Genomic DNA, 14,693 nt, shown 5'->3' with positions numbered 1-14,693 from the left:
TATGAAAATAAACATCAAGGCCAAAGATAAAGTAGTTACAGCCACTTTGATCGACAGCAAAACCACTCAGGATTTTATTTCCCTGCTGCCATTGACGCTGACGTTAGAAGATTACGCCAGAACCGAAAAAGTCAGCGATCTGCCAAAAAAATTATCTACAGAAGATGCACCCCCAGGCAGCGATCCTGCTGTTGGAGATATTGCTTATTACGCTCCCTGGGGAAATTTGGCGATCTATTATCGAGATTTTGAATACTCAAACGGACTCGCGATCCTCGGAAAAATAGAGGGTGGCATCGAGGTATTGAATGTGCCTGGCTCTGTAGAAGTGACAATCGAGCTTGTTCAATCGCAATAAAGAGGGTGAAAATAATGACGAGAAACTACACAGGAAAAGTTGCGTTTGTGACTGGAGCAGCAAACGGCATCGGTCGAGCTACGGCGCTGGCATTTGCCCGTGAGGGCGCTAATGTAGTGGTCGCCGACGTTTCAGAACAGGGCAATCAAGAAACGGCACACATGATCGAAGAACTCGGCGGACGAGTGCTTGCCGTCAAGTGCGATGTGACGCGAAGCGAGGACGTGAAGGCGGCTCTTTCTAAGACCATCGAGACCTTTGGGCGGCTGGACTTTGCCTTCAACAACGCCGGTGTGGAGCAGAAGAATGCAGCAACAGCCCAAATCGAAGAGGAAGAATGGGATCGAATCGTAGACATAGACCTGCGCGGCGTTTTTCTGTGCATGAAGTATGAAATTCCGCTGCTACTCAAGCAAGGGGGCGGCGCGATCGTGAACACATCATCGGGTGCTGGGATCATAGGCATCAAGGGTGGAGCCGCATATACCGCCGCAAAACACGGCGTGATTGGACTCACCAAGTCTGCGGCTCTCGACTACGCCTCGCAGAATATCCGCGTCAACGCCGTTGCCCCCGGTTACATTGATACACCGATGATGGTTCGCTTCACTGGCGGCACTGCTGAAGGACGTGAGCAGGTAATCTCAGAAGAGCCGATCGGACGGATGGGACAGCCCGAAGAAATTGCCAATGCCGTCGTCTGGCTGTGTTCGGACGCATCCTCCTTCATCGTCGGACACACCTTAGTCGTCGATGGCGGTCAAACGGTGCAGTGAGGTTCGTCGCCAACCGTAACGCCGTTCCAGGGAAAGCTACGAGCGTCTGTTGAACAAGGATGTGCGCTACATCGACATGCACATAGCCACGCTGAAGGCAGACGCGCCGAACCGAAGCTAACCCCCTAATATAAACCCACAGATTTCAGCGAAGATGCCTACAAGCACGCAGCCGAGCCAAAGGATCTCTACATCGTTCCGAACGCGGGACATGTCGATTTGTATGACAGGGTGAACCTTATCCCCTGGGACAAGCTTCAGTCCTTTTTCAATCAGCATCTCAGTCGGTAAGCGAGCAACTGGGCAAGTCCGAAGAAAGCGGAACTCAGTAGTTACTCAACAAAAAGAGGAATAAGATGATTAAAGACAAAGTTGTGATTATTACCGGCGCATCATCAGGGATTGGTGAAGCAAGTGCAAAATTGCTTGCAAGCAAAGGCGCTAAAGTCGTATTGGGCGCACGACGCGAGCAACAATTGAGACAACTGGTTGATGAAATTCAAAAAGCTGGCGGACAAGCAGTCTATCAAGTGATGGATGTGGTTAACCCATCTGATAACGCCCAGATCGTCAAGCTTGCCAAGGAAACATTTGGAGGCGTCGATGTTATTTTCTTGAACGCTGGCATCATGCCCACTTCTCCACTTTCTGCACTGAAAACTGATGAATGGAATCAAACGGTTGATATCAATATCAAGGGTGTACTCAATGGTATCGCGGCTGTGTTGCCAACATTTGTTAGCCAAAAGTCTGGGCATGCGATCGCAACTTCATCGGTTGCTGGATTAAAAGCTTATCCAGGTGGTGCGATCTATGGTGGGACGAAATGGTTTGTACGCGATTTCATGGAAGTTCTACGCATGGAGTCTGCCCAAGAAAGGACTAACATTCGTACTGCGACAATTTACCCTGCCGCAATTAACACTGAGTTGTTAGATCAGATTACTGACCAAGATGCGGCTGAAAAAATGACAGCGTTGTATAAGCAATATGGTATCTCACCGGATCGAGTAGCCAATGTTGTGGCGTTTGCGATTGACCAGCCAGAAGACACAAACGTGAACGAATTTACGATTGGTCCAACCACGCAGCCTTGGTAAGGATAGTGCTGGCGGTTAGACTGAGTGCGATCGCAGCCATGCAAGAGATGACCCAGGGTGATGCAGAGTCAGTACTGGAGTTGAAAGAGGTGGCAAACCAAAGGAAAGCCACAGCAGCGCAAATCGCCCTGTCCTGGATACTGGCGCAAAAACCTTGGACTGTGCCCATTCCCGGCACGACCAAACTGAGCCGCCTGGAAGAAAACATTGCGGCAGCAGATATCGAACTGACTCAGGACAAGTTGAAGAGCATCGACGAGGCATTGGCGCAAATTCCAGTCGAAGGCGATCGCTATCCAGAAGAGTTGGAAAAGCGCACGGGATTATAGACGAAATCGCTGGACACAGAACTTTAACCCAAATAAGGAGATGCGGATGAAAAATACACAGCAGCAGGACTCTGTAACGATAAGTGAAGCGGCACATAAAAACCATGAAGAACTGTTTCCAAACCACAAATCGACCCTGAAAGTAACTGACCCTGAACTGATCGAAGTTTTTGACAACTTCGCCTTCGACGAAGTAATTGCTGAGAGCAAGCTGGATACAAAAACAAGAGTCGTGCTGATTCTGGCGTCTATCATCGGCAGCCAGGCAGTCAGCGAATACAGGGTTATGGTGGGCGCTGCGCTCAATGTCGGAGTAACGCCGATTGAAATCAAAGAGATGCTGTATCAGTCAGTACCTTACGTGGGTATGGCGAAAGCATTTGACTTCCTTCATGCCACTAATGAAGTGCTGTCCAGCAGGGGCATTCAATTACCTTTAGAAGGGCAATCGACCACCAGCCCGGAAACCCGCTACGACAAAGGGCTGGCAGCACAAAAAGCCATATTCGGCGAAGCGATCGATCAAATGTATGAGCGATCGCCCAAAGACCAGCTACACATTCAAAGGTTTCTGTCTGCCAATTGCTTTGGCGATTATTACACTCGCAATGGCGTAGACATCAAAGTTAGGGAGCTGATTACACTGTCTATTCTCATTGCCCTGGGCGGGGTTGAATCCCAAATCAAGGGGCACATTCAAGCCAACCTGAATGTCGGAAACGGCAAAGACATCCTACTGGATCTAATTACACAATTGTTGCCTTGGGTGGGATATCCTCGAACACTGAATGCTTTGCAATGCTTAAATGAAGTCGTGAATAAACCCAACTCTTAATGACGTTACTCCTCTCTTCAACACCGGCTTCATGCAAGACATCTTCATTCAATATATTTGCCTGATCTTGATCATTCTCGGATTGGTCATGATTGCGAATAAGCTGCGACTGGCTTATCCGATCGTGCTTGTACTGGGCGGACTCGCGCTGAGTTTCATTGCTCCGTTTTCAAATATCACCATTAACCCAGAGCTAGTTTTCCTGATCTTTCTTCCACCCTTGCTGTATGAAGCGGCGTGGCAAGTCTCGTGGAAAGAATTCTGGAAATGGCGAGGGCTAATCATCGGGTTTGCTTTTCCGATCGTCATCTTAACGTCATGCGTAATTGCAGTGGTCTCCAGTGCGCTCATTCCCGGTTTTACTGGGCTTTCTGTTGGGTGGCATTATCTCACCGCCTGATGCCGTTTCTGCGACGACGATCATGCGGCGGGTCAACGTGCCGAAATCCCTGGTCAGTTTAATTGAAGGCGAAAGCTTGCTTAACGATGCCTCGTCGCTGATTGTGTTTCGTTTCGCGTTGGCGGCAGTTCTCACCGGACAGTTTCAATTTCAAGCAGCAGCCGTCAACTTCGTTTTCGTGATTTTAACGGGAATTGCGATCGGTCTTGTTGTAGGATTGATTTTCTATGGCATTCATCGTTTATTACCTACAACGTCCAGCATCGAAATTGTCCTAACCCTGGTTACGCCTTACTGTATGTATTATGCTGCTGAACACTTTCACTGTTCCGGCGTGCTAGCGGTCGTTAGTGGTGGATTGCTCTTATCTAGCAAGCGCGATCGTTTTCTGAGTTACCAAAGCCGGATTGAAAGCGTAAATGTATGGGCAAATCTGGTCTTTGTCTTGAACGGGCTGATTTTTTTGCTCATCGGACTCGAATTGCCGTTTGTCGTCCGGCAGCTTGAAAACATTAGTTTAGGCAGTGCCGTTGGGTATGGATTAATCATCGCGATCGTGCTGATCGGAACAAGGCTGCTTTGCACACTAGGAACTTCTGTTTTGATGAGAGTCATGAGCCGCTTTATCACGGTGTCAGACCCGAATCCAGGATGGAAAGGCCCGCTGATTTTCGGTTGGGTGGGAATGCGCGGTGTGGTATCGCTGGCATCCGCACTTTCCGTCCCGCTCCTCACTCAAGCCGGACAGCCATTTCCCTACCGTGAGCTAATTCTCTTCATCACGTTTATCGTCATTCTCATCACCCTAGTTTTTCAAGGGTTAACGCTTCCTTGGCTGATCCGCACAGTAAACCTCAGAGATAGGTTCACCCTCATCCCTGAACAAAAGCAGGAAATCATCATTCAAAAGAAATTAGCACAAGCTTCGCTTCAATTCCTAGAAGAAAAATACAGTGGCGAGCGTGCGCGAAACGAACATCTGGATAATCTGTTCTCCAAGCTCGAAATTAATCTGAAGTTTTTCGATCGCCAACTCGAAGAATCAAACTTTGCTTTGCAAAACTCATTAAAAGGCTATCAATCGATTTACCTGGAAGTGTTGGAGCGACGACGAGATTTACTGAACAAAATGAATCGCCGTGCCGAGTTTGATGAAGCGTTGCTCAGGAAGTATCTTTTATTGACCGACGTGGAAGAATTCAGAGCCCGGGAGATAGGTACACAAGAATCCGGCACCGAGTGAGAGGAAACGATCAACGGTAAACAATATCAGTTCTACATCAAAGGAAAAAAACAATGCAAACGCGCAAACTGGGGAACAGCAACTTAGAAGTCTCAGCGATCGGACTGGGCTGTATGGGCATGAGCTTTTCCTATGGCCCGCCCAAAGACATCCAGGAAATGACCGCTCTGCTCCGAGCCGCTATCGATCGCGGCGTGACATTCTTTGACACCGCCGAGGTCTACGGCCCGTTCACCAACGAAGAGCTTGTGGGCGAAGCCCTCGCTCCCTTTCGTGGGCAAGTGGTCATTGCCACCAAATTCGGGTTTGATATTAATCCTAATTCCGATCCGCGCGGAATGACGGGTGCGCCCGGATTGAATAGCCGACCGGAGCAGATCAAACAGGTTGTGGAAAGTTCGCTCAAGCGACTCAAGGTTGAGACAATCGACCTGCTCTATCAGCACCGGGTTGACCCGAATGTACCGATTGAAGACGTGGCTGGAACGGTGAAGGAACTGATTCAGGCAGGGAAGGTGAAGCACTTTGGACTCTCGGAAGCAGGAGTGCAAACGATCCGTCGCGCCCATGCGGTGCAGCCGGTCACTGCTCTCCAGAGCGAATACTCGCTGTGGACAAGGACTCCTGAAAAGGAAGTGATACCGACCCTTGAGGAACTCGGAATCGGCTTTGTCCCATACAGCCCGTTGGGTAAGGGCTTTCTCACTGGCAAGATGGACGAAAGCACGACCTTCGACAGTTCCGACTTCCGCAGCACCCTACCTCGCTTCACGCCGGAGGCTCTGAAGGTGAATCAGGCCCTGATTAATCTGCTCGGTAGCATCGCCGAACAGAAGCAGGCGACACCTGCTCAGATTGCGATCGCCTGGCTGCTGGCTCAGAAGCCTTGGATTGTTCCAATCCCAGGCACCACGAAGCTGCATCGCTTGGACGAAAACATCGGGGCAGTCTCAGTCGAACTCACGCTTGACGATCTGCGTGCCATCGATGATGCCGCCTCTAAGATCGCGGTGCAAGGAGCTAGATACCCCGAAAAACTGGAGCAAATGACCGGTCGTTGAGCGGTAAAAAATGTGTTCTACAGTTCAGAATGAGCAACAAAAGACTTGTAGAGACGGCGATTTATCGCGTCTCGAAAACCCAAAATTGTTGCCAGTAGCCTTTACCTGAACCGTATTGTTCTATAGTTGCATTCCGTAGCTCACTAATTGGAGTTTAGGCTCTGCCTCTTGTCAAGAAAGAGGAGGCGGAGCCTCCGAGAATGGTTTCCCAGTTTGGAAGCTGGGAACCAGTTGGGGCAAGGGCTGTATCTTTTCTTATTGCCATTCGGTACTGACACCTGTGCAACTAGCGCTTGTGATGATTTCGCATAGATTTATGAATCTTCTTCCATCTTTCTTTCTCAGCTAATTGCGCCCTCTGGTCTTGTTTGCGGGTAAGGTAGTCGAGTTCTTTTTGTAACTTTTGATAGCTAAGAAACCTGGAATAATCAAGTTCTCCCTCAGCCAAAGCCTGCTGCACGACACAACCCGGTTCGTTATTGTGCTGACAATTGCGGAAATGGCATTCTTGCGCTAAGGTTTCGATGTCTGCAAAAGTTCCTTGTAAACCTTCATCACCTGCCCAAATTTGGATTTCCCGCATTCCTGGAGTATCAATAATTAATCCGCCAGTAGAGAGCAAAATCAATTCACGATGAGTTGTCGTGTGTCTACCTCGGTCATCACCTTGCCGCACTGGTTGCACAACTTGCACAGATGCACTTTGCAGTTGGTTAGTAATAGTGGATTTACCAACACCAGAAGACCCCAACAAAGCAACTGTCTGTCCTGGTTGCAAGTAAGGTTTTAAGGCATCCAATCCTTGATGATTGGTAGCACTTAAAACTGCAATTGGTACACCCAAAGCAACTGCTTCTACTTGGGTTAAATACTTTTCTAGAGAATTGCACAAATCTGCTTTGTTTAACACAATTACCGGATTTGCACCACTTTCCCAAGCCAGAATCAGATAACGCTCAACTCTTCTTGGGTTAAAATCGCCATCCAATCCTGAGACTAAGAAGACTGTATCAATATTCGCTGCAACAATTTGTTCTTCTGTTTTACTACCCACCGTCTTGCGAGAAAATTTGCTTTTCCTGGGTAAAATCTCGTTGATAGTGGCTCGTCCTTCTGATTCTCTGACACTAATCACAACCCAATCTCCAACGGCGGGAAAATCTTGTGGTTGAGAAGCACGATGCCGCAATTTACCTGAAATTTCTGCTGAAAGTTCCCCTTGTTCACTATAGAGGGTGTAAGTATTTCTGTATTCAATGGCAACCCTACCAACGCTAAATCCTTGTAAGCGATAGGGTTCAAAGCTGCGAGCAAAAAAGTCACTCCAGCCTAAATAATCCAAATTCATTGATGTTTCCTCGATGTGCGCTACTTGTTTTGCACAAGGTTCCACAGAGGAAGACACTTCTATGCAGGGGAACTCCCCGCACCAGAATGTCTGTGAATTCTAGTTTTCATTCCTGTAGAAAAGAGGACTGAACAGAATCTCTGCGCCTTGCGTTCTTTGAGTTGGGATGGTCAAAGTAACCCGGACTGCTAGCAACTCAGTCATAGTTCGTCCTCTTTATGTACTACAGTAAATAATCTCCATTACTACATTAGCCTATTCCAGAAAATTCGTTTAAATTATCCAATTTGAACCCTGATGTAGAGACACGATTTATCGCGTCTTGCAATACCAATGCACAAGTTTGCACATTATAAAAATAATCTTGCTAAAAAATATCTGCTCATCTTTCACCAACTTCTAGCGAAAGAAAGAGTTTGAGGCTGAGTATCTCTGTAATCATGAATGCGGATAAGTGTTTACCTGCTAAATAACTGATATGCCGCAATATTTCGGAAAATTACCCACCACAAACCAAGCTTGGACAACTGTTAGCAATGTAAAAGCTGTAAGCTGGGAAAATAATATTGTTAATTTTGACTGTGGCGACTCACGCCTGACAATCAGCGTACTTACTCCGAATTTAATCCGCGTGCGTTTCGCACCAACTGGGGAATTTATGCCTCGCCGCTCTTGGGCAGTGACGTTGGATGATACAGAATGGGCAATAACACCTTTTGCAGTGCGAGAAACTGAAGCAACGGTCGAAATTGAAACAGAACAGATTCGTGTGTGCGTTCAGCGGGAAAAATGTCGCATCGCCTGTTTTGACAAAGCTAATCGTCCCTTTGCTCAAGATGCAGAGATGGGTATGGGTTGGCGGATGGGTGCTGTTGCAGGGTGGAAGGAAATTGCAGCCGATGAACATTTCTATGGCTTTGGCGAACGCACAGGCTTTCTGGATAAACTCAGCGAAGTGAAAACCAACTGGACAACGGATGCTCTAGATTATGATTCACTCACTGATGAAATGTACCAGGCAATTCCATTTTTTATGGCTTTGCGTCCACAGGTAAGCTATGGCATCTTTTTCAATACCACTTTTTGGAGTCAGTTCGATATTGGTGCTGAACAACCAGGTATTTGGAAGATGGAGACTCGTGGCGGTGAATTGGATTATTACATTATCTACGGCCCCGAACCAGCCCAAATCCTGGAGACTTACACTCAGCTAACTGGGAGAATGCCATTACCGCCGAAATGGGCGCTAGGTTATCATCAATGTCGCTGGAGTTACGAATCAGAAAGCGTTGTGCGGGAACTAGCAAAGGAATTTCGTCAACGCCGCATTCCCTGCGATGTTATTCACTTGGATATTGACTATATGCGGGGCTATCGAGTGTTTACTTGGAGTCCTCAACGCTTTGCCAACGCGGCAAAACTCATTAGTGATTTAGCAGAGGATGGTTTCAAAACAGTAACAATTATTGATCCTGGTGTGAAGTATGAACCAGAAGGTAATTATCATGTTTTTGACCAAGGCATAGAAAACGACTATTTTGTGCGTAAAGCTGATGGTACATTGTTCCACGGCTATGTTTGGCCAGAGAAAGCTGTTTTTCCTGATTTTTTACGTCCTGATGTGTCTAACTGGTGGGCTGATTTACACAAAAGCCTAACTGATATTGGTGTGGCAGGAATTTGGAATGATATGAATGAACCTGCCATAAACGATCGCCCTTTCGGGGATGATGGTGAAAAGATTTGGTTTCCTCTAGATGCACCGCAGGGGGGAAGGGGAGCAGAGGGGCAGGGGAGCAGAGGGGCAGAGGAGAATTTATCTACATCCACTCATATAGAAGTGCATAACTTGTATGGGTTGATGATGGCTAAAGCTTGTTATGAAGGGTTACAGCGGCATCGAAGTTCAGAGCGATCATTTGTGTTAACGCGATCGGGTTATGCTGGTGTGCAACGCTGGTCTTCTGTGTGGATGGGGGATAACCAATCGTTGTGGGAGCATTTAGAAATGTCTCTGCCGATGCTTTGTAACATGGGACTTTCGGGTGTGGGGTTTGTGGGTTGCGATATTGGCGGGTTTGCTGGTAACGCCACTGCTGAATTATTCGCTCGGTGGATGCAGGTAGGAATGCTTTACCCATTGATGCGCGCTCACTCGGCAATGTCTACTGCTCGTCATGAACCTTGGGTATTTGGCGATCGCGTTGAAAATATCTGTCGAGAATACATTAATCTACGTTACCAATTACTTCCCTATATTTATTGTCTTTTCTGGGAAGCGGCAACAACGGGCGCACCGATTTTAAGACCATTATTGTACCACTTCCCTAACGATCCGAAAACCTATAGCCTTTACGATCAAGTATTGCTCGGTGCATCGCTGATGGCTGCACCAATTTACCGCCCTGGAGTTGAGCATCGAGCTGTCTACTTACCTGCTGGCACTTGGTATGATTGGTGGAGTGGCGATCGCTATGAAGGCCCGATTCATATTCTTGCTCATGCACCATTAGAAAGAATGCCATTGTATGTCCGTAGCGGTGCGATCGTTCCTATGCAACCTGTCAGGCAATACGTTGATGAAGCCCCACTCGACCAGATTCGGTTACGAATTTGGCCTGGTAACAACGAATATCAGTTATTTGAAGATGATGGACAGACAAGCAAGTATCAAGATAATAACTTCTCACTAACAAACATCCGTGTATTTACTCAGGCAAAGCAAACAGTAGTGGAAATTGCAGCAAGAGTTGGAAAGTGGACACCTCCAACGCGAGAAGTAATTGTAGAACTTGTTGGTGTTGGAGAGCAACGTTTTCAAGATGATGGTAAGCTACATAGCCTGCAATTCTGAAATACTCGCAAAGGTGGTTTTTTGAGCCACCATTATTTCATTATGCAAGGAAAAATATGCATAGAGGTAGATGAAAAACAAGCCAAGGTGTAGCCTAAAATACAAATAACATCAATGATTAGATCGTAAGAAATACGTAAGTTTACTACGCTAGATAGATGCGGTTAGAGAAGACTCAATGTTAAAGGTTAACCGCTTGCAGCTGCAAGATAGATTTAAAATTTCTACAAATGCACTTGTGGCAAGAGTTGCAAGTGCGATCGCTGTTTTTGTTGGTAGTTTGGTATTAGTTGGCTGGTGTCTTGGCACTGAAGTTCTGAAGCGCGGCTTCCCTGGTAGTCCTGCCACGATGAAAGTCAACACGGCGTTATGTTTTGTGTTGTGTGGTGTGTCGCTGTGGCTATTTTTAAAAGGAGAGCAGGAGAGCAGAGGGGAAAGAACAATTCAAAATTACCCCCAGAGTTCTACAGCCTCCTTGCCCATACTTGCTCTTCTAATCTCTCAGTTCTGTGCAATAGCGGTCACCACAATTGCGGCGCTTACTCTCTGTCAATATCTGTTTGGCTGGAATCTTGGCATTGACGAACTGGTGTTTCGTGATTCACGAACTAATATAGCGACATCGCATCCGGGGCGAATGGGAGCGAACACAGCACTGAACTTTATCCTGGTCAGTGTCGCCCTACAGATTCTGATTCATCTAAAAATCCACCGCAGTTATTGGTATGCCCAAATTATTGCTCTGATTGCTACTTTAATTTCCTTTCAGGCGCTGATGGGCTATGCCTACCAAGTGAAAGTTCTCTACGGACTGGCCCCTTATACAACATCAATGGCCTTACATACAGCGGTGTTGTTCCTCTTACTCAGTATAGGTATTCTGTGGGCGCGAGCAGAATATGGCTTAATGAGGGTAGTTACAAGTGATAGTGACGGCGGCTTACTTGCACGTCGTTTACTAGTTGCCGCGATCGCAGTACCTTTTATATTAGGGTGGGTAATTGTTGAAGGGCAACGAGCAGGACAATACGATCCGGCATTTGCAGTATCGGTGTTTGCGATCGTTCTAATTGTAATTTTTACTATTTTGATTTGGCAAAGTGCCAGGGTTATTGAACGCCTCAGCTATCAACGCGACCTTGCCCAAGAAGCACTGAGAACCTACGAAGCTAAACTAGGGAGTTTTGTAGATTCTAACGTCATCGGCATTTTGTTTGGCGATGTTTATGGCGGTATCCAGCAGGCAAACGACGAATTTCTGAGGATGATTGGTTACACGCAGGAGGATTTGTCAGCAGGTAAGTTAAGTTGGAGCAATATCACACCACCAGATTATCTATACTTGGATGAGCGAGGTGTTGCTGAAGCCCAAGGAAATACCAACGCTACTTGTACGCCCTACGAGAAAGAATATATTCGTAAGGATGGTAGCCGCATCCCGGTTTTAATTGGTTACGTGCTGCTAGGAGAAAATCGGGAAGAGTCAGTGGCGTTTATCCTCGACTTAAGCGAACGCAAGCAAGCAGAGGCAGAGCAACAAAAATTAGTGTCGGTAGTAGAAAATAGCTCTGATTTTATCGGCATCGCCACCCTTGAAGGTCAATTACTCTACATAAATGATGCAGGTCAAAAGCTGGTAGGTCTTGCCAGCCTTGATGAAGTCAGGCAAAAAGCAGTATTAGATCACTTCATGCCCAAAGACAAAGCCTATTTCCAAAAATATATACTGCCGACTGTTCTATCAGAAGGGCGCTGGCAGGGAGAATTCTGCTTCCGGCATCTCCAAACAGGTCAACCGATACCAGTTGATTACAACATCTTCACCGTTACAGATAAAAACACAGGTCAACCAATTGCCTTAGCAACGGTGACTCGCGACATCAGCCAGCAAAAGCAGACCCAGGAACAAATATTACAACTAAACAGGGATCTACAGCGCCGCATTAGTGAGTTACAAACTTTGTTGGAGGTAATTCCCATCGGAATTGGTATTGCCGAAGATCCAAAATGCCAAAATATCAAGGTCAACCCTGCTTTTGCCAAGCAGTTGGGGATATCGTCAGATACAAATGCTTCCCTTACCGCTCCCTTGGACGAAAGACCAACAAGCTTTAAGATACACCGCGAGGGAAGGGAACTGTCAACAGAAGAACTCCCAATGCAGTACTCTGCTGCTCATGGTGTCGAAGTTCTGAATTCTGAACTCGATGTCGTCCATGAAAATGGCAAAATCATCAAGCTGTTGCACTATGTTGCACCCCTGTTTGACGAAGAGGGTAAAACTAGAGGAAGCGTTGGTGCATTTTTAGATATTACGGAGCGCAAACAGGCAGAGGAAGTACTTTTAAATCAGCAAAAATGGCTAGAGGATGTGTTAAATCTGATGCCAAGACCGTTGCTGTTTATCGAACCAGGAACGGCGCGGGTAACTTTTGCCAATCGCTCTGCTGACGAATTAGCCGGGGGCGAATTTCCTAAAGGTGTAGCTGCTGAAGATTATCACACAGTTTACTACTATACAGATGCCGCTGGCGATCGCATCCCCAATGAACTTATGCCAGGTGTGCGGGTTGCCCGTGGCGAACGCCTGAATGCATTGGAGGTGGACTGGCATACTCCTAGTGGTGTGCGCTCTTTACTAGTATTTGCCGATACTTTACCAGCAATGCACGGTCATCCGGCTACCTGTATTTTGGTGTTCCAAGAAATCAGCAACCTCAAGAAGGCACAAAAAGCACTCTCGTTAAGTTACAAAAGGCTCAAGCTACTATTTGACACTGCCAACGATTTATTATCGAGTCAGCAACCAGCAGTATTAATCGATAGTGTCTACCAAAAACTAAGAGACCAAATTGGAATAGAAGTTTATTTTAACTATTTGGTTGTGGATAACTCTCAGCTAATGCGGCTAGAGTCTTACAGTGGCATTTCCCCAGAACTGGCAAACCAAATCGAGTCTTTGGGATTTGGTGAAGCAGTTTGTGGGACTGTAGCCCAGGAACGTTGTGCAACCGTTATAGAGAATGTGCAGCAATCAATTGACCCGAAAACAGAATTGATTCGTTCTTTAGATATTACTGCTTATTATGCATATCCATTGATCGCCCAAGGAAGGCTATTGGGTACTCTTTCTTTTGGCAGCCGCACTCTGTTAAGCTTCACCGACAATCAAAAAGGGATGATGCAAGCAGTATGTGACCAAATAGCGATCGCAATGGAACGGGCTAGTTTAATTGCTTCTTTGCAACAACAAACTGAGCAGTTGCAAGAAGCCAACCGGATGAAGGATGAGTTTCTAGGGATATTATCTCACGAATTGCGATCGCCCCTCAATGCCATCCTTGGCTGGGCGCAATTACTGCAACGAAGCAAGCTCAGTGATACCCAAATGGCTAGAGCAACGGAGACAATTGAGCGCAATGCCAAAGCGCAAACCCAGCTAATTGAAGACTTACTGGATATATCGCGGATGGTTAGAGGCAAGTTAGACCTCGATGTCCGTACTTGTAATTTGGTTCCCATAATTGAGTCAGCCATCAAGACTGTTAGTTTAGCCGCCCAATCCAAGGAAATCGATTTGAGATTTTCCCTGATTCCCTCAAAAGAAATGCGAAATTCAGATTGGGAATTAGGAGTCGATCGCGAAAATCTCGAATTTTCAGCAGCACAATCCCAAACCAATCAACACTGCAAGGACAGCAAGCTGGGTGAAAATTCTCAATATTTAGTTTCCGGGGATTTCGAGCGCTTGCAACAAATCATCTGGAATCTGCTATCCAACGCCATCAAATTTACACCCGTTGGCGGAAGGGTAGAGTTGCAATTGTCAGTGGTTAGTGGACAAGAAAAACAACAGACAACGGATAAATATGCCCAAATTCAGGTGATTGATACAGGCATTGGTATCAGCCCTAATTTTCTTCCTTACGTTTTCGATCGCTTTCGTCAAGCTGATAGTTCTAATACTAGAATCTATGGTGGATTAGGACTAGGATTAGCGATCGTCCGTCATTTAGTAGAATTACATGGTGGTACTGTGTACGTAGATAGCCCAGGCAAAGAACAAGGAGCGACGTTTACCGTCAAACTACCACTACTGAAGAATGCCCACCTAGGCTCTTTTGCCCCTCTGCTCTCACCCCCCTCTGTTTAGTCAGCGACATCAGTATGCCCCACGAGGATGCGAGAATAAGAGGGAATTCCAGCCGCAACGTTGACAAGATCATGCCACTACGAAAGACCGATTATTGTAGAGACGGCGATTCATCGCGTCTATTGCCTTAACCGAACAGTATTAGGGCGTGTCATCAATTAAGCCAAATGACAGAAGCAGCCAGATAAATTGCACCCAAAAAGTTAGTAGCGCGTTTATCGTAGCGCGTCGCAATC

The 14,693-nt window shown here is 46.7% G+C and carries 9 protein-coding genes and 1 pseudogene; 9 read left to right on the top strand and 1 reads right to left on the bottom strand.

Annotation, left to right across the window (positions count from 1 at the left end):
• Position 1: 1 nt before the first annotated feature.
• The 7 genes and pseudogenes from V7K44_RS14660 to V7K44_RS14630 all read left to right on the top strand — a co-directional run bounded on the left by V7K44_RS14660 (position 2) and on the right by V7K44_RS14630 (position 6,102).
• Complete coding sequence (locus V7K44_RS14660; protein ID WP_334932561.1) at positions 2-358, top strand: cyclophilin-like fold protein; 357 nt, start codon at positions 2-4, stop codon at positions 356-358.
• Between the two features lie 14 nt (positions 359-372).
• Positions 373-1,134: an SDR family oxidoreductase gene (locus V7K44_RS14655; protein ID WP_334932559.1), complete on the top strand. Its 762-nt coding sequence runs from the start codon at positions 373-375 to the stop codon at positions 1,132-1,134.
• Between the two features lie 356 nt (positions 1,135-1,490).
• Positions 1,491-2,234: an SDR family oxidoreductase gene (locus V7K44_RS14650; RefSeq protein ID WP_334932557.1), complete on the top strand. Its 744-nt coding sequence runs from the start codon at positions 1,491-1,493 to the stop codon at positions 2,232-2,234.
• Between the two features lie 5 nt (positions 2,235-2,239).
• On the top strand, positions 2,240-2,563 hold the full coding sequence (locus V7K44_RS14645; RefSeq protein WP_334932555.1) for an aldo/keto reductase: 324 nt from the start codon (positions 2,240-2,242) through the stop codon (positions 2,561-2,563).
• A 46-nt stretch (positions 2,564-2,609) separates the two neighbouring features.
• Positions 2,610-3,398: a carboxymuconolactone decarboxylase family protein gene (locus tag V7K44_RS14640; RefSeq protein ID WP_334932553.1), complete on the top strand. Its 789-nt coding sequence runs from the start codon at positions 2,610-2,612 to the stop codon at positions 3,396-3,398.
• Positions 3,399-3,429: 31 nt separating this feature from the next.
• A pseudogene (locus tag V7K44_RS14635) lies at positions 3,430-5,041 on the top strand (Na+/H+ antiporter).
• Positions 5,042-5,094: 53 nt separating this feature from the next.
• Positions 5,095-6,102 (top strand): aldo/keto reductase, encoded by a 1,008-nt coding sequence (locus V7K44_RS14630; protein WP_334932551.1) that lies wholly within the window; start codon positions 5,095-5,097, stop codon positions 6,100-6,102.
• Positions 6,103-6,388: 286 nt separating this feature from the next.
• Here V7K44_RS14630 and rsgA read toward each other — a convergent pair whose 3' ends face one another.
• Complete coding sequence (rsgA, locus tag V7K44_RS14625; RefSeq protein ID WP_334932549.1) at positions 6,389-7,450, bottom strand: ribosome small subunit-dependent GTPase A; 1,062 nt, start codon at positions 7,448-7,450, stop codon at positions 6,389-6,391.
• A 478-nt stretch (positions 7,451-7,928) separates the two neighbouring features.
• Between rsgA and V7K44_RS14620 the strand changes: the two genes are divergently transcribed.
• The gene (locus V7K44_RS14620; protein ID WP_334932547.1) at positions 7,929-10,304 is read left to right on the top strand and encodes a glycoside hydrolase family 31 protein; all 2,376 of its coding nucleotides are present in this window, start codon (positions 7,929-7,931) and stop codon (positions 10,302-10,304) included.
• A gap of 178 nt (positions 10,305-10,482) precedes the next feature.
• The gene (locus tag V7K44_RS14615) at positions 10,483-14,457 is read left to right on the top strand and encodes a PAS domain S-box protein (RefSeq protein WP_334932545.1); all 3,975 of its coding nucleotides are present in this window, start codon (positions 10,483-10,485) and stop codon (positions 14,455-14,457) included.
• Positions 14,458-14,693 lie beyond the last annotated feature (236 nt).

This window comes from Nostoc sp., from assembly GCF_036917235.1.
GTDB lineage: Bacteria > Cyanobacteriota > Cyanobacteriia > Cyanobacteriales > Nostocaceae > Nostoc.
The sequence above is the reverse complement of the archived record's forward strand: the minus strand, read 5'-3'. Positions and strand labels throughout refer to the sequence as shown.